This window comes from Streptomyces sp. NBC_00012, assembly GCF_045040875.1.
In the GTDB taxonomy this organism is placed as follows: Bacteria; Actinomycetota; Actinomycetes; order Streptomycetales; family Streptomycetaceae; genus Streptomyces.
In genome coordinates this window covers 5,022,601-5,037,956 of sequence record NZ_CP108309.1, presented here as the reverse complement: position 1 = coordinate 5,037,956, position 15,356 = coordinate 5,022,601, and the positions used below count along the sequence as shown (strand labels likewise).

Sequence of the window (15,356 nt, the reverse complement as noted above, 5' to 3'; positions counted from 1 at the left end):
ATCCGGGCGCGGAGGCGGAAGAGGCCGCCTCCGCGACGCCGCGTCGCGGCCGGTGCGCTCACTTCCGGTACAGCGCCTCGATCTCGGCCTCGAAGTCCCGCGCGATGGCGTCCCGCTTCAGTTTCAGCGAGGGCGTCAGATGGCCGCCCTCCTCGGTGAAGTCCACCGGCAGGACGGCGAATTTGCGGATCGACTCCGCGCGGGAGACCAGCCGGTTGGCCTCGTCGACGGCGCGTTGCAGCGCCGTGCGCAGTTCTTCGTCGTCGACGAGTTCCCGCATCGGCACGTGCTGCTTCTTCTTCATCTGCCGCCAGTGGGCGAGCCCGTCCGGCTCCAGGGTGATCAGGGCGGTGATGAAGGAGCGGTTGTCGCCGACCACCATGCACTGGCTGACCAGGGGGTGGGCGCGCAGCCAGTCCTCCAGGGGCGCGGGGGTGACGTTCTTGCCGCCGGAGGTGATGATGATGTCCTTCTTGCGGCCGGTGATCGTGAGGTAGCCGTCCTCGTCGAGCGCGCCCAGGTCCCCGGTGGCGAACCAGCCGCCCTCCTGCACGGGTACCGGCCGGCCCCGTTCGGCGTCCCAGTAGCCCTGGCACACCTGACCACCGCTGAGCAGCACCTCTCCGTCGTCCGCGATCCGCACGGCGGTGCCGGGCAGCGGCCAGCCGACGGTGCCCAGGCGCGGCTTGAGCGGCGGGGTGACGGTGGCGGCGGCGGTGGTCTCGGTCAGGCCGTAGCCCTCGAAGATCTCGATGCCCGCGCCCGCGTAGAACGCCGCGAGCCGGTGGCCGAGCGGGGAGCCGCCGCAGATCGCGTACCGGACATGGCCGCCGAGCGCGGCCCGGATCCGGCGGTAGACCAGCGGGTCGTACAGGGCACGAGCGGCCCGCAGCCCCAGCCCGGGGCCGGTGCCGGTGCCGTGTTCGGCGGCCTCGACGGCTTCCCCGTACCGCTGGGCGATCCGGGCGGCGCGGTCGAACGACGAGGCGCGGCCCATCTTCTCGGCGGTGGCCCGGCCGGTGTTGTAGACCTTCTCCAGCACGTACGGGATGGCCAGCAGGAACGACGGCTTGAACCCCGCCAGGCCGGCGAGGAGGTCCTCGGTCTGGATGGACGGGGCATGGCCGAGGCGGACCCGGGCGCGCAGGCAGCCGATCGCGACCATCCGCCCGAAGACATGGGAGAGCGGGAGGAAGAGCAGGGTGGAGGCGGGGTCCTTGCTGACCGACTTGAAGACCGGGTGGAGGAGCTCGATCGCGTTGTCGACCTCGGCGAAGAAGTTGCCGTGGCTGAGCACGCAGCCCTTGGGGCGGCCGGTGGTGCCGGAGGTGTAGATGAGGGTGGCGGGGGTCTCCGGTTCCGGGGTGGCGCGGCGGGCGGCGACGGCGTCGTCGGGGACGTCCCGGCCGAGGGTCTTCAGCCGGCCGAGCACGCCCGTGTCGAACTGCCACAGGTGGTCCAGGTCGCCGAGCTGCTTGCGCTCCTGGCTGATCAGCCGGCCCTGGTCCGCGGTCTCGACGGCGCATGCGACGGCGCCGGAGTCCTGGAGTATCCAGCGGGCCTGGAAGGCGGAGGAGGTCGGGTAGATGGGGACGGTGACGAGCCCGGCGGCCCAGGCCGCGAAGTCGAGCAGGGTCCACTCGTAGGTGGTCCGGGCCATGATCGCGATCCGGTCGCCGGCCCCGAGGCCCTCCGCGATCAGGCCCTTGGCGACGGCGAGCACCTCTTCGGCGAAGGCCGCCGCCGTCACGTCCCGCCAGCTGCCGTCCGGCTGCTGGCGGCTGAGCACGGCGTCGGCGGGGGCCTCGCGGGCGTTGTCGAACGGGATCTCGGCGAGCGAGCCGCGGCGGACGGGCGGCGCGGCCGGCGGTACGGAGACCTGCCGCACCGAGCCGTCCGCGGCCCTGACCTTGGTCGGCTCGACGAGGGTGGGGACGGCGGCGGGGGCGGTGGGTGACGTGGACACGTGCGGCTCCTCAACGTGGGGTCGGGTGATCTCGCCGGGTCCCGTCCGGCGGCCGGTTCGTCCGAGGCTGCCGAGGCGTCGGGGGCGTGCCGGACGCCTCGGGACGGGGGTCAGGGGCGTTCGAGGATGGCCGTGACGCCCTGGCCGCCCGCCGCGCAGATCGAGATCAGGCCCCGGGACGGTCCGTCGCGCTCCGCCAGGAGCTCGGCGAGGGTGGCGACGATCCGGGCGCCGGTCGCGGCGAACGGGTGGCCGGTGGCGAGCGACGATCCCGCCACGTTGAGCCGGTCCCGGTCGACGGGGGCCAGTCCCTGCTTCTCCCAGGCCGCGAGGGTGGCCAGCACCTGGGAGGCGAACGCCTCGTGGATCTCGAACAGGTCGAAGTCCTCGATGGTGAGCCCGGCGCGCTCCAGCAGGCGCGGTACGGCGTACGCGGGCGCCATCAGGAGCCCGTCGTCGCCGTTCACGTGGTCGACGGCGGTGGTCTCGTACAGGGAGAGATGGGCGAGCGGCTCCAGGTCGTGCGCGCGGGCCCACTCCTCGCTCGCCAGCAGTACGGTCGCGGCGCCGTCGGTGAGCGGGGTGGAGTTGCCCGCGGTCATCGTCGCGCCTGGGTGGTCGGTGCCGAACACCGGCTTCAGCGTGGCGAGTTTCCCGGCCGTGGAGCCGGGGCGCAGGTTCTGGTCACGGGCCAGGCCCTGGAACGGGACGACGAGGTCGTCCAGGAAGCCGCGCTCGTACGCCGCCGCGAGCCGCTGGTGGCTGGTGGCCGCGAGGAGGTCCTGGTCCTCGCGGGTGATCCCCCACCGGCGGGCGGTGACCGCCGCGTGCTCGCCCATCGAGAGGCCGGTGCGGGGTTCCGCGTTGCGCGGGATGTCCGGGACGAGGTGGCGGGGACGTATGCCCGCGAGCGCCTTGATCCTGCCGCCCGCCGACTTCGCCCGCCGGGCGGCGAGGAGCAGCCTGCGCAGCTCGTCGTTGACGCCGAGGGGCGCGTCGCTCGTGGTGTCGGTGCCGCCCGCGATCGCCGAGTCGACCGCCCCGAGCATGATCTTGTTCGCGGCGGCAACGACCGCCTGGAGGCCGGTGCCGCACGCCTGCTGGATGTCGTACGCGGGGGTGCGCGGGTCGAGTGCCGAGCCGAGCACGGTCTCCCGGGCCAGGTTGAAGTCGCTGCTGTGCTTGAGCACGGCGCCCGCGACGAACTCGCCGACCCGCTCCCCCTGGAGCCCGAACCGCTCGACCAGGCCGCCCAGCGCGGCCGTGAGCAGCTGCTGGTTGGAAGAGTTCGCGTACGGGCCGTCGGAGCGCGCGAACGGTACGCGGCTGCCACCGATGACCGCGACCCTGCGAGGCTGCGGGAGTTCGAGGGGGATCATCTCGACCAGCTCCTGACTCTTGAGTAACCTTACTCCGGAGTAAATCTACGACCGAGCAGGGAGTCTGGACAATGGCCGACCGCTATCTGCACTTCACCGGCACAGCACCCGGCCGTTTCCTGACCCGGCGGCTCGGGCTCCCGCAGCCCGCCCCGCTGCGCCGCTGGTCACCCGGGGCCCCGACGCTGGACGGCCCGCTGCTGCACCTCACCGCCGGGGACTCCGCGGCCACCGAGGAGCTCGGCGCGCTCCTCGCGGCCACCGGCCTCGAAGTCACCGGGAGCGCCGAACGCCCCGCCGGGATCGTGCTGGACGCGACGGCCGTCAACACCCCCGGCAAGCTGGCCGGTGTCCACGCGGCACTGCACCCGGTGGTCCGCTCCCTCGCCCCGGGCGGGCGCGTCGTGGTGCTGGGGGTACGGCCGTCGGCCGACGACCACCACCAGGCCGCCGCCCAGCAGGCGCTGGAAGGGTTCGTACGCTCGCTGGGCAAGGAGATCGGCAGGGGCGCCACCGTACAGCTGCTCCGTATCGCGCCGGAAGCCGTCGACGCGGCCGAATCCACCCTGCGGTTCCTGCTCTCGCCCCGCTCCGCGTACGTCAGCGGCCAGGTGATCGAGCTGACCTCGGCCGCCCCCGGCCCCGTCGCCGACTGGGCGGCCCCGCTCGCCGGGCGCACCGCGCTGGTCACCGGTGCGGCGCGCGGCATCGGCGCCTCGGTCGCCTCGGTGCTGGCCCGGGACGGCGCCCGGGTCGTCTGCCTGGACATCCCGCAGGTGCGCGAGGAGCTGGCCCGTACCGCCGAGGAGCTCGGCGCCACCGCACTGCCGCTGGACATCACCGCGGACGACGCCGCGGAACGGATCGCCGCAGCGGCCCCCGACGGCCTGGACGTCCTCGTCCACAACGCGGGCATCACCCGCGACCGCCGCCTCGCCAACATGCCGGCCGAACGGTGGGCCTCGGTCGTCGACGTGAACCTGGACAGCGTGCTGCGCACCACCGACGCCCTGCTGAAGGCGGACACCCTCAACCGCGGCGGCCGGATCGTCGCCACCGCTTCCATCGCCGGCATCGCGGGCAACAACGGCCAGACGAACTACGCGGCGAGCAAGGCGGGCATCATCGGGCTGGTCAGCTCACTGGCCCCGCGCGCCGCCGCCGACCACGACGTCACGGTCAACGCGGTGGCCCCCGGCTTCATCGAGACGAAGATGACCGCGGCCGTCCCCCTCTTCATCCGCGAGGCGGGCCGCCGGATGAACTCCCTCGCGCAGGGCGGCCTCCCGGTCGATGTCGCCGAGACCACCGCCTGGTTCGCCCAGCCCGCCTCGACCGCCGTCAACGGCCAGGTCGTACGAGTCTGCGGCCAGAGCCTGCTGGGGGCGTGACGCCCATGCCGAATCCGAACGTGTCACTTGTACGGGCAGCTGTCACGTCCCCGCTCAAGGGGGCCGGCCACCCCGGCAGGGATGTGAACCCATGCCGAATCTGAACGTGTCACTTGTACGGGCAGCTGTCACGTCCCCGTTCAAGAGGGCCGGCCGCCCGGGGGTCACCCTGCCCGCCGACCGGGCCGTGCTCCCGGCCGCACCGATCGCCGCCGCCCCGCTCGCCTCGTACCGCCGGATCTGCGGCTTCGCTGAGCCGGACACCCTGCCGCTCACCTACCCGCACGTGCTGGGCTTCCCGCTCGCCATGCGGCTGATGACCGCCCGGAGGTTCCCGCTGCCGGTCGTCGGTCTCGTCCACACCTGGATCGAGATCACCCGGCACCGCCCCCTGCACCCCACCGACCTGCTCGAACTCACGGTGTACGCCAAGGAGTTGACGCCACACCGCCGTGGCACCGAGGTCACGGTGGTCACCGAGGCGCGGCTGGCGGGCGAGCTGGTCTGGGAGTCCCGCAGCGGCTACCTCTCCCGGCACGCGACGCGCGCGACCGTCACCACGGGGGCCCCTGCCCCGCCCCCTGCCCCGAGCCCGGTCGCCGAGCTGCCCGCCGTCGCCGAGTGGCGGCTCCCCGGTGATCTGGGGCGCCGTTACGGTGCCGCATCGGGCGACCGCAACCCGATCCACCTGTATCCGCTCACCGCCCGGCTCTTCGGCTTCCCCCGGGCCATCGCCCACGGCATGTGGACCGTCGCCCGCTGCCTGGCCGAGGCGCCGCGACCCGATGAAGTCCGGTGGGTACGGGCCGACTTCCGGGCCCCCGTTCTGCTGCCCGCCACCGTCACCTACGCGGCGGACCCCACCGGCTTCCAGCTGCGCGGCGCGGACCGCGTCCACCTCACCGGGACGACCCTTGCGCCGCCCAGTCCCCGCCCCGGTTCGGCGGCTGCCACGGACGGCCGTTCATAAGGTTCTCCAGCCCCGCCCAGGAGAAGTTCATCAGGGTGGCCGCGGCCTCCTTCGCCGAGACGCCCGGGGTCTCGTTCGCCCACCCGGCGAGCGACTCCGCGGCCCCCACGAGCGCCTGCGCGAGCCCCGACACATCGCGGTCGGGCAGCGCCGGGTCGTGGTGCGCCTCACGCGCCGCGGCCCCGATCAGGCCCGTCACGAACGCCACGATCTCGTCCCGCATCGCCGTGACCTCGGCGGCGAAGGGCTCTCCGTGCGTACGCGCCTGGTGGTGCAGCACCGACCAGCCGTCCGGGTTCTCCGCCGTGTGCGTGAAGAACGCGCGGAGTCCGGACCACAGTTGCCGGTCAGCCGGAAGTCCCGGCTCCGCCCCCGCCCGTACCGCGTCGACCAGCGCCTTCGCCTCGCGCCGGATGCAGGCGGTGAAGAGCTCTTCCTTGGAATTGAGGTACAGATACACCAGCGGCTTGGACACCCCGGCCAGCTCGGCGATCTCGTCCATCGACGCGGCACGGTATCCACGCTGCCCGAAGGTCCGCACGGCGGCGTCCATCATCTGCTGCTCACGCACGGCACGCGGCATCCGTCTGCTCTTCACAGCACCCACGTCGACTTCCTCCCGCCCCCGGTGTGCCACTCCCCCCGGTAAGGGTACGGCGCGGGTCTCCTCGGCGTCGTACGGAGCAGTGGCCGCCCGGCTCCGGGTGGCAGGTTCACGGACGGGGCCGAATGCGTGCTGTGCCCGCCGGAACCCGGCGGGCACAGCACACACGGTTACTGTCCCGGTTCGGTCAGCTCGGCTGCAACACCACCAGCGTCCAGGGCTCAGTCCAGATGAAGTTGGTGCCGTTGGTGTTCCCGTGCGTCTCCCAGACCTGACCGTCGGTGGTCAGCACCTTCACGTAGGAGTCGTTCCCGTGATCCACGACGGAGATGGAACAGGCGTTGGTCGGGTAGTTGTCGTTGTTCGAAAGATTCACCCACGAGTAATTCCCCTGCGGGGGCGCGGGGTTGGTGTTCCGACGTCCGACGAACGCGTTGCCGCCGCTGAGTACGGCGCTGAACTCCTCCGAGTTGTTCGGGTCGAGGGAGTCGATGTCGGAGCACGGACCGGTGGGGCCAGTAGGCCCGGTGGGACCGGTGGGACCGGTGGGGCCCGTCGCACCCGTCGCGCCGTTGGCACCCGTCGCGCCAGTAGGCCCGGTGGGACCAGTAGGACCGGTGGGACCAGTGGAGCCCGTCGCACCCGTCGCGCCGTTGGCACCCGTCGCGCCAGTAGGCCCGGTGGGACCGGTCTCACCCGTGGCACCCGTCGCGCCGTTGGCACCCGTCGCGCCAGTAGGCCCGGTGGGACCGGTCTCACCCGTGGCACCCGTGGCACCGTTGGCACCCGTCGCGCCCGTGGCACCCGTGGCACCCGTCGCGCCGTTGGCACCCGTCGCACCCGTGGCACCCGTCGCACCCGTCGCGCCGTTGGCACCCGTCGCACCCGTCGCACCCGTGGCACCCGTGGCACCCGTGTCGCCCTTCGGGCCCCTGGGACCCGTCGGCCCCGTCGGCCCGGTGGGGCCCACCTTGCACTTGTCGCCGCCGCCGAGCGCAACCGACGCCTGCTCCGCAACCGACCTGTGCTGCTTCGGCTTCTTCTTCTTGGGCTTCTCAACCCTGCAATTGTCACCGCCCGACGGAACCGAGACGCTGCTGCCGGCAGCCTGACGCGCCTGCTGCCCAGCGGCCACCGCGGGACTCGCGAACCCCGTGACGATGAGGGCGATCGAGGCGATCGTGGTACCGGTCAACCACGCACGCCTCCGGGGAATCGGGCCGAGAGAGGACCGGGTCCTGTTCTCAGGACTCATTCACTGCTCCTTCCAGAGCTGAATCAAGTGAAGCCACACGAAGCGTGTTCACGCTTCGGTCGGTTCATCGGGTCGCGGCAGGGGTCGCTTTACGGTCGAGCGGGGCTGTTTAACGCATTGGCCTATCGATCGCGTCCGGTCGGGTGTCCGCGCCGTGGTACATTCGGGCTGTTCCGGCGTGCCGCAGTCGCACCGCTCGGCCCCGTACGTAAGGTCACGCGCACCTGTCCGCCGGGAATTGGTGCTGCTATGAAGCCGTCTATTTGCCTGTGCATGATCGTCAAGAACGAGGCCGCGGTCATCGAACGCTGCCTCGCCTCCGTCCGCGGCCTGATCGACACCTGGGTGATCTCCGACACCGGCTCGACCGACGGAACCCAGCAACTGATCCGGGGCGCACTCGACGGCCTCCCCGGCGAGCTCCACGAGGAGCCCTGGGTGAACTTCGGCCACAACCGCACGCTGAACATCGAGCACGCCCGCGGCAAGGCCGACTTTCTGCTGCTCCTCGACGCGGACCTGGTGATCCGCCGGGAGGGCCCACTGCCCCCGCTGACCGCCGACTCGTACATGCTCCGGCACGAGGGCGCGACCGAGTACCGGATCAAGCGGCTGGTCCGCGGCAACATGCCCTGGCGGTACGTGGGCGTCACCCATGAGTACCTCACCGCCGACGGGCGTGACGACCAGCGGAATCTCGACGCCCTCGTCATCGAGGACTACGCCGACGGCGGCTCGCGGCACGACAAGTTCGAACGCGACGCCCGGCTGCTCGGCGCCGAGATGAAGCGCGACCCCTCCAACACCCGTACGGTCTTCTACCTGGCACAGACCATGCGCGACATGGGCGACATCGCCAAGGCGGCCGCCCTGTACGAACGCCGCGCGCAGATGGGCGGCTGGGAGGAGGAGGTGTACTACGCGCTGCTGCAGGCCGGAATCCTCAAGGCCGAGGCCGGCGACTGGCCGGCCGCCATGGACGCCCTCTCCCGTGCCTGGGAATCACGCCCGCAGCGGCTCGAAGCCTGCTACGAACTCTCCTCCCGGCTGCGCCGCCTCGGCCGCTACCGCGCCGCGCACGCCTTCGTCTGCGCGGCGCTCGACCGGGAAGCGCCGAAGGACGACCTGCTGTTCGTCCAGCCGTGGGTGTACCGCTGGGGCCTGCTCTTCGAGTTCTCGATCACCGCCTACTGGGTCGGCGACTACGCGGGCTCGCTCCGCGCCTGTGACCGCCTGCTGGCGATGCCGGACCTGCCCGCCGCCTACCGCGAGCAGACGCGCGCCAACCGGGACTTCGCCGAGCAGCGGCTGGCCACCCGGAAGCCGCCGTCGGTCTTCCGCCCAGCCAGGTCGGCGGCCTCGTCCGCCGGGGCAGCCCGGTAGACACGCGCCCCGGGCAGTACACGAAACGACAGAGCGCCCCCGGTCCTGCCGCGAGGCGGACCGGGGGGCGCTCCTGTGTGCCGTGCGTGCGCGTGGTTACGCGGCGACCGCCACCTTCTGCGGGTCGCTCTCGCGCACCTCGTCATCGACCGGGGAGGACGTGGCCGAGTTGTACGCGTCGTGGTCGAGGATCTTCTCGCGGGCCGAGACGATCACCGGGACCAGCGCCTGGCCCGCCACGTTGGTGGCCGTCCTCATCATGTCCAGGATCGGGTCGATGGCCATGAGCAGACCGACGCCCTCCAGCGGGAGGCCCAGGGTCGACAGCGTGAGGGTCAGCATGACCGTCGCACCGGTGAGACCGGCGGTGGCCGCCGAACCGATCACCGAGACGAACGCGATCAGGATGTAGTCACCTACACCCAGCTGGACGTCGAAGATCTGCGCGATGAAGATCGCCGCCAACGCCGGGTAGATCGCGGCGCAGCCGTCCATCTTGGTGGTGGCGCCGAACGGGACGGAGAAGGAGGCGTACTCCTTCGGGACGCCGAGGCGCTCGGTGACCTTCTGGGTGACCGGCATGGTGCCGACCGAGGAGCGGGAGACGAAGGCCAGCTGGATGGCCGGCCAGGCGCCCTTGAAGAACTGCACCGGGCTGAGCTTGGCGACGGTGGCGAGCAGCAGCGGGTACACCCCGAACAGCACCAGGGCGCAGCCGATGTAGACGTCGGCGGTGAACGTGGCGTACTTGCCGATCAGGTCCCAGCCGTAGTCGGCGATCGCGTAGCCGATGAGGCCGACGGTGCCGATGGGGGCGAGGCGGATGACCCACCACAGGGCCTTCTGGAGGAGCTCCAGGACGGACTCGCTGAGGGTGAGGATCGGCTGGGCCTTCTCGCCGAGCTTGAGCGCGGCGATACCGGCGACGGCGGCCATGAAGACGATCTGGAGCACGTTCAGCTCGGCGAACGGGGTGATCACGTTGTCCGGGATGATGCCGGTGAGGAAGTCGAGCCAGGAGCCCGCGTGCTCCGGCAGCTTGCCGTCCTTCGGCGTGAGGCCCGTTCCGGCGCCCGGGTTGGTGATCAGGCCGATCGCGAGGCCGATCGCGACCGCGATCAGCGAGGTGATCATGAACCAGAGCAGGGTGCGGGTGGCCAGCCGGGCGGCGTTGTTGACCTTGCGCAGGTTGGTGATCGACACCAGGATCGCGAAGAAGACGAGGGGCGCGACGGCCAGCTTCAGCAGCTGGACGAAGATGTGGCCGACCTTGTCGAGCGTGGTGTAGAGCCAGCCGATGTCGTACGTACGCGTGAGCCAGCCGAGTACGACACCGAGGACGAGACCGGCGACTATCTGGGCCCAGAACGGGACCTTGGGTATACGGAAACCGGAACCGGACGGACTGCCGGCAGTGGTGGACGCGGGATTCGCGGACACGGACACACTCCAGATGTGACGCATCGGGGCGCACGGGGGCGACTGTGCGGGGGACGGGGGTGCGGCGCCCGCGTCAGGGGCGGCGCCGCTGCATGGTGCCGGTTCAGACGTTGCGGCAACAGACCGCGGACATACAGCGGCAGAGATCGACATGCAGGCGCTCCACGAGCGGGACGCTCGCGGCGTGTCGATGGCGCACTGCTGTCTTCATGTCGAACACGTTAACACTTGAACTTTGAGAAGCTCAAAGCTCTTCTTTGACCCCGCCCGCCCGGCACCGACGCCGCCACCGCGCCCCGGACCTCTGCGGGAACGACAAAACCCCAGTACAGGAGCGGGCGCTCCGGCGCTGGGGTTTCGAACGGAAACCAGGTGGATGTGAGGAAGCTTACGTAGTCCTTACGTAGCCTTCATGTCGTCGCCACCGTCGTCACTGGGTGACGTGGTCCTCGCGGGTCCGGTTCGCTTCGAGGCGGTCCTTGGCGCGACCGACCGTGGACACGATCTGCTCGGACATCTCGTCGCGCTGCTTGCGCAGCAGTACGTAGCTGAGCGGCGCGGACAGGACCAGGGCGAGCAGGATCACCCAGACGAGATTGGAACCGTTCGTCCCGGAGGGCAGCAGACCGAAGTGGACGGCCACGGCGGCGACGGCGAAGCAGCCGACGAAGATGCTGAGGCGCATCGCGGTGTACCGAATGGTCGCGCTCGGCTTGGCAGCGGACACAGTTGGCCCCTCTCTCGACGTGTGACGGTCCTTCGATCCTGCCCGACCAGTGAAGCATGCCCCGGAATCGATCAGTTCGCAGGGCTCCACCAAAGGGTGCGGGGCGCCTCAGAGCCCGAGCGGCAGCAGCATGACGATGTCGTCGCGGTCGTCCCCGTCGGCCACCCGGATCGCGTCCGGCACCCGCCCGACCTCCTTGTATCCGCACGAGGCGTAGAACCGGTCGACGCCGGTGCCGCCGCGGCAGGTGAGCCGGACGGCCTCGATGCCCTCGATCCCGCGGGCGGCCCGCGCGGCCGCGTCCATGAGGTCGCGCCCGTACCCCTTGCCCTGGTGGCGGGGATGGACCATCACCGTGTAGAGCCAGAGCCAGTGGGTCATCAGCCGGTGGGTGTTGAGGGCGAGGAAGCCCGTGGCGGCGACGGCGCCGCCCTCGTCGCGGCCGATCAGCAGGCGGGTGCGCCCCTCGGCCATGGCGACCAGGTGCTTGGCCAGCTCGGGCCGGACGTCGTCGGCCGTGACGGGCGGTACGAAGCCGACCGCGCCGCCCGCGTTGGAGACGTCGGTCCACAACTCGGCGATACCGTCCCGCAGCGTGCCGTCGATCTCGGGGTCCAGCTCAAATGTAAGTGCCATAAGTGCAGAGTAACCATTACCGAACCGCCGCCTCAAACCATGTCCAGCACGCGAGAAAGCCCCGGCCGGCGGCCGGGGCTCTACTCGTACAGGGCTGCTGACGGCCCGTGGGTCAGACGCGCATCGGCTGCGGCGACTCGCGCCGGCCGGCGTCCGGACCCGGGTACTCGCGGATGATCTCGTACCGGGTGTTGCGCTCGACGGGCCGGAAGCCCGCGTCACGGATCAGGTCCAGCAGATCCTCGCGGCCGAGCTTGTTCGGCGTGCCGTAGTTGTCCGCGTCGTGCGTGATCTTGTACTCGACGACCGAGCCGTCCATGTCGTCCGCACCGTGCTGGAGCGCGAGCTGGGCGGTCTGCACGCCGTGCATCACCCAGAAGACCTTGACGTGCGGGACGTTGTCGAAGAGCAGCCGCGAGACCGCGAAGGTCTTCAGCGCCTCGGCGCCGGTCGCCATCGTCGTGCGCGCCTGGAGCTTGTTGCGGACCTTGCCGTCCTTCATGTCCACGAAGTCGTGCTGGTAACGCAGCGGGATGAAGACCTGGAAGCCGCCGGTCTCGTCCTGGAGCTCACGCAGCCGCAGCACGTGGTCGACGCGGTGCCGGGGCTCCTCGATGTGCCCGTACAGCATGGTCGCCGGGGTCTTGAGCCCCTTCTCGTGCGCCAGGCGGTGGATCCGCGACCAGTCCTCCCAGTGGGTGGCGTGGTCCACGATGTGCTGGCGGACCTCCCAGTCGAAGATCTCCGCGCCGCCGCCGGTCAGCGACTCCAGACCGGCCTCGATCAGCTCGTCCAGGATCTCGGAGGCGGAGAGCCCGGAGATGGTCTCGAAGTGGTGGATCTCGGTGGCGGTGAACGCCTTGAGAGAGACCTGCGGAAGGGCTTCCTTCAGGGCGGAGAGCGAGCGCGGGTAGTAGCGCCACGGCAGGGTGGGGTGCAGGCCGTTGACGATGTGCAGCTCGGTGAGGTTCTCGCCCTCCATCGCCTTCGCGAGGCGGACGGCCTCCTCGATGCGCATGGTGTACGCGTCCTTCTCGCCCGGCTTGCGCTGGAACGAGCAGTAGGCGCACGACGCGGTGCACACATTGGTCATGTTGAGGTGCCGGTTGACGTTGAAGTGCACGACGTCGCCGTTCTTGCGCGTGCGCACCTCATGGGCGAGGCCGCCGAGCCAGGCCAGGTCGTCCGACTCGTAGAGGGCGATGCCGTCCTCACGGGTCAGCCGCTCTCCTGCGCGGACCTTCTCCTCCAGCTCGCGCTTGAGCCCGACGTCCATGCGGCTGCCTCCCAGTTGTCGACGTGCTGTGCGTTTCCCGGTGACCGTTGATACCGGGTGAAACCCCCGGTCCCCCGGGGGCGCCACCACGTTACGCCTACGGCTCCTCGGGAAGTTCCCCGACCCGGTTCTCCCACTTGGTGGAGAGCACGATCGTGGTCCGGGTGCGCGAGACGCCCCGCGTACCGCTGAGCCGGCGGATGGTCTTCTCCAGACCGTCCACGTCACCGACGCGCACCTTGAGCATGTACGAGTCGTCGCCCGCGATGAACCAGGCGTCCTCGATCTCCGCGAGGTCCTTCAGCCGACGGGCCACGTCCTCGTGGTCGGCCGCGTCGGAGAGCGAGATACCGATCAGGGCCGTGACCCCGAGCCCCAGGGACGCGGCGTCGACGGTGGCGCGGTAGCCGGTGATGACACCGGCGGTTTCCAGCCGGTTGATGCGGTCGGTGACGCTGGGCCCGGAGAGCCCGACGAGCCGCCCCAGCTCGGCGTACGAGGCCCTGCCGTTCTCCCTGAGGGCCTGGATGAGCTGCCTGTCCACCGCGTCCATGTGACTGAAACCTTCCATTGTTCAGCAGTATCGCGAGTCTATGTGTAGAATCTAAGGCATGCAGGCTTCATCGCCTGCAAATCTTTCCGAACATCCAAAAAAATGCTTTCGAATCTTCAGGAGTGAGAACACCGTGTACACGATCGAGATGGCCTACGCCCGAATGCGCGAGCTGCAGGACCTGGCCAACCGCTCGCGTGCCCACCAGCCCGCCGCCGCGCACCGGGTCGACCGGACCCGTAAGCCGCGCGCCACGAAGAAGCGCTGACCACGAACTCAGCCACGGGAGTCACGGGAGCCGCCACCGAGCTCCCCCTCCCACCGGCGGTACAGGTCGTGCGGCACGCCTGCCGCGTCCAGTACCCGCCCGGCGACGAAGTCCACCAGATCCTGGATGTGCGTCGCCCCCGCGTAGAACGCCGGAGAGGCGGGCAGCACCACGGCGCCCGCCTCGTCCAGGCTCACCAGATGCCTCAGCGTCTGCCCGTTCAGCGGAGTCTCCCGCACCGCGACGACCAGCTTCCGCCGCTCCTTGAGCGTCACGCTCGCGGCCCGCTGGAGCAGATCCTTCGAGAGCCCGAGCGCCACTCCGGCCACACAGGCCGTCGAGGCCGGGACGATCAGCATCCCCTTCGCCGGGTACGAACCCGAGGACGGTCCCGCCGCGAGATCGCCGGCCGCCCAGTGCCGTACGTCCTCGATGTCCACCTTGAAGGTGTGCGGCTCACCGTCCGCCCCGCGCGCCAGCCAGCTGCGCAGATCCTCCTGCCAGTGCCCGTCGCGGAACGCGATCCCGGTCTCGTCCAGCAGGGTCAGCCGCGAGGCCCGGCTCACGACCAGATCGACACTCTCCCCGGCGGCCAGCAGACCGCGCAGCACGGCGGCGGCAAATGGGGTGCCCGAAGCGCCCGAAACCCCGACAATCCAAGGCCGTCGCTGGTGCTGACTCACTGAAGTAGCGGAATCCACACACCCGAGCCTATCCGGCGGTGCGGAACCGGAACCGAGTACGGTGCCCCGGTCGTTCCAGGGACGGGAGCAGGAGCGACCGAGGACGACGGGAACGACCGGGGATCACCAGGGACGGCCGGGCACTACCCGGGACTGCCGGGGACGACTGGAACAGCAGGGGGCACGATGGCCGCGATGCCGGACCGATCCGCACCGGCGTGGAGTGCGGGCGGCCGCGCGAGGACCGCGGCCAAGGTGATGCTCGGCTGGGTGGCCTTCCTCTGGCTGCTCGAGATCGTCGACGCCTCGACCGGCCATTCACTGGACGCCTTCGGGATCGAACCCCGCCGGGCCGCCGAGCTGGTGGACGTCGTGCCCGCGTCCTTCATCCACTTCGGCTTCGGCCACGTCGCCTCCAACAGCGTGCCGCTGCTGGTCTTCGGCTTTCTCGCCGCGCTCGGCGGCCTCCGCAGATTCGCCGCCGTGGCCACGATGATCATCGTGGTCGACGGGCTCGGCGTCTGGCTGGTCTCGCCGGACGGATCCAACACGGCGGGCGCGTCCGGACTGGTCTTCGGCCTCTTCGGCTACCTGCTGGTCCGGGGCTTCGTCGACCGCAGAGTGCTCGACATCGGCGCCGGGCTGCTGGTCGGCGCGGTATGGGGCTCGTCGATCCTGGTGGGGATCTCCCCCGCCAACACCTCGGTCAGCTGGCAGGGCCATCTCTTCGGACTGGCGGCGGGCGTGGCGGCGGCGTTCGTCTTCCGCCGCCCCGCGCGCGGCCGGAGCGCGGTGGCGCCTGCCCGGCCGCTCATACCGTAGGCC

The 15,356-nt window shown here is 70.7% G+C and carries 15 protein-coding genes; 5 read left to right on the top strand and 10 right to left on the bottom strand.

The genetic code is table 11. The annotated features are described in order from the left end of the window. Window positions 1-58 precede the first annotated feature (58 nt). Complete coding sequence (locus tag OHA19_RS23185) at window positions 59-1,966, bottom strand: AMP-dependent synthetase/ligase (protein WP_405751406.1); 1,908 nt, start codon at window positions 1,964-1,966, stop codon at window positions 59-61. Between the two features lie 110 nt (window positions 1,967-2,076). Beyond that, window positions 2,077-3,345: an acetyl-CoA C-acetyltransferase gene (locus OHA19_RS23180; RefSeq protein ID WP_405751404.1), complete on the bottom strand. Its 1,269-nt coding sequence runs from the start codon at window positions 3,343-3,345 to the stop codon at window positions 2,077-2,079. Between the two features lie 71 nt (window positions 3,346-3,416). Between OHA19_RS23180 and OHA19_RS23175 the strand changes: the two genes are divergently transcribed. Beyond that, on the top strand, window positions 3,417-4,736 hold the full coding sequence (locus OHA19_RS23175; RefSeq protein ID WP_405713731.1) for a 3-oxoacyl-ACP reductase: 1,320 nt from the start codon (window positions 3,417-3,419) through the stop codon (window positions 4,734-4,736). A gap of 91 nt (window positions 4,737-4,827) precedes the next feature. Further along, window positions 4,828-5,706, top strand: a complete 879-nt coding sequence (locus OHA19_RS23170; RefSeq protein ID WP_405751403.1) for a MaoC family dehydratase — start codon at window positions 4,828-4,830, stop codon at window positions 5,704-5,706. Here the strand turns inward: OHA19_RS23170 and OHA19_RS23165 are convergent. Then, a complete protein-coding gene (locus OHA19_RS23165; RefSeq protein WP_405721577.1) occupies window positions 5,636-6,289 on the bottom strand; it encodes a TetR/AcrR family transcriptional regulator in 654 nt (217 codons plus the stop codon). The two genes, OHA19_RS23170 and OHA19_RS23165, sit on opposite strands and share 71 nt — an antisense overlap. Before the next feature lie 208 nt (window positions 6,290-6,497). Continuing rightward, entirely contained in the window at window positions 6,498-7,505 is a 1,008-nt protein-coding gene (locus OHA19_RS23160; RefSeq protein WP_405713735.1) for a collagen-like protein, read from the bottom strand. A gap of 333 nt (window positions 7,506-7,838) precedes the next feature. Here OHA19_RS23160 and OHA19_RS23155 point away from each other — a divergent pair, with 333 nt between their 5' ends. Continuing rightward, on the top strand, window positions 7,839-8,948 hold the full coding sequence (locus OHA19_RS23155; RefSeq protein ID WP_405713737.1) for a glycosyltransferase: 1,110 nt from the start codon (window positions 7,839-7,841) through the stop codon (window positions 8,946-8,948). A 96-nt stretch (window positions 8,949-9,044) separates the two neighbouring features. On the opposite strand, the gene OHA19_RS23150 is transcribed toward OHA19_RS23155, so the two are convergent. The 5 genes from OHA19_RS23150 to OHA19_RS23130 all read right to left on the bottom strand — a co-directional run bounded on the left by OHA19_RS23150 (window position 9,045) and on the right by OHA19_RS23130 (window position 13,580). Further along, window positions 9,045-10,388: a dicarboxylate/amino acid:cation symporter gene (locus OHA19_RS23150; protein WP_405751401.1), complete on the bottom strand. Its 1,344-nt coding sequence runs from the start codon at window positions 10,386-10,388 to the stop codon at window positions 9,045-9,047. Window positions 10,389-10,818: 430 nt separating this feature from the next. Beyond that, window positions 10,819-11,073, bottom strand: coding sequence for a DUF4229 domain-containing protein (locus tag OHA19_RS23145; protein ID WP_405721580.1), 255 nt, complete (start codon window positions 11,071-11,073; stop codon window positions 10,819-10,821). A gap of 150 nt (window positions 11,074-11,223) precedes the next feature. Further along, entirely contained in the window at window positions 11,224-11,751 is a 528-nt protein-coding gene (locus OHA19_RS23140; RefSeq protein WP_405713741.1) for a GNAT family N-acetyltransferase, read from the bottom strand. Window positions 11,752-11,863: 112 nt separating this feature from the next. Further along, window positions 11,864-13,027, bottom strand: coding sequence for an aminofutalosine synthase MqnE (gene mqnE / locus OHA19_RS23135; protein WP_093540068.1), 1,164 nt, complete (start codon window positions 13,025-13,027; stop codon window positions 11,864-11,866). 97 nt (window positions 13,028-13,124) lie between these two features. Then, entirely contained in the window at window positions 13,125-13,580 is a 456-nt protein-coding gene (locus OHA19_RS23130; protein ID WP_342282446.1) for an Lrp/AsnC family transcriptional regulator, read from the bottom strand. Window positions 13,581-13,713: 133 nt separating this feature from the next. Between OHA19_RS23130 and OHA19_RS23125 the strand changes: the two genes are divergently transcribed. After that, window positions 13,714-13,848 carry a hypothetical protein gene (locus OHA19_RS23125; protein ID WP_405713743.1) on the top strand — a complete coding sequence of 45 codons (135 nt, stop codon included), beginning with the start codon at window positions 13,714-13,716 and terminating at the stop codon, window positions 13,846-13,848. 8 nt (window positions 13,849-13,856) lie between these two features. On the opposite strand, the gene OHA19_RS23120 is transcribed toward OHA19_RS23125, so the two are convergent. Next, entirely contained in the window at window positions 13,857-14,531 is a 675-nt protein-coding gene (locus OHA19_RS23120) for a UbiX family flavin prenyltransferase (protein ID WP_405713745.1), read from the bottom strand. Window positions 14,532-14,726: 195 nt separating this feature from the next. On the opposite strand from OHA19_RS23120, the gene OHA19_RS23115 reads away from it, so the two are divergent. Next, complete coding sequence (locus OHA19_RS23115; protein WP_405751399.1) at window positions 14,727-15,353, top strand: rhomboid family intramembrane serine protease; 627 nt, start codon at window positions 14,727-14,729, stop codon at window positions 15,351-15,353. The last annotated feature ends 3 nt before the right edge of the window (window positions 15,354-15,356 follow it).

Coding starts and splice junctions, on each gene's coding strand:
- OHA19_RS23180 (WP_405751404.1), bottom strand. CDS start 3,345: ATGATCCCCCTCGAACTCCCGCAGCCTCGCAGGGTCGCGGTCATCGGT.
- OHA19_RS23175 (WP_405713731.1), top strand. CDS start 3,417: ATGGCCGACCGCTATCTGCACTTCACCGGCACAGCACCCGGCCGTTTC.
- OHA19_RS23170 (WP_405751403.1), top strand. CDS start 4,828: ATGCCGAATCTGAACGTGTCACTTGTACGGGCAGCTGTCACGTCCCCG.
- OHA19_RS23165 (WP_405721577.1), bottom strand. CDS start 6,289: ATGCCGCGTGCCGTGCGTGAGCAGCAGATGATGGACGCCGCCGTGCGG.
- OHA19_RS23155 (WP_405713737.1), top strand. CDS start 7,839: ATGATCGTCAAGAACGAGGCCGCGGTCATCGAACGCTGCCTCGCCTCC.
- OHA19_RS23145 (WP_405721580.1), bottom strand. CDS start 11,073: ATGCGCCTCAGCATCTTCGTCGGCTGCTTCGCCGTCGCCGCCGTGGCC.
- OHA19_RS23140 (WP_405713741.1), bottom strand. CDS start 11,751: ATGGCACTTACATTTGAGCTGGACCCCGAGATCGACGGCACGCTGCGG.
- mqnE (WP_093540068.1), bottom strand. CDS start 13,027: ATGGACGTCGGGCTCAAGCGCGAGCTGGAGGAGAAGGTCCGCGCAGGA.
- OHA19_RS23130 (WP_342282446.1), bottom strand. CDS start 13,580: ATGGACGCGGTGGACAGGCAGCTCATCCAGGCCCTCAGGGAGAACGGC.
- OHA19_RS23115 (WP_405751399.1), top strand. CDS start 14,727: ATGCCGGACCGATCCGCACCGGCGTGGAGTGCGGGCGGCCGCGCGAGG.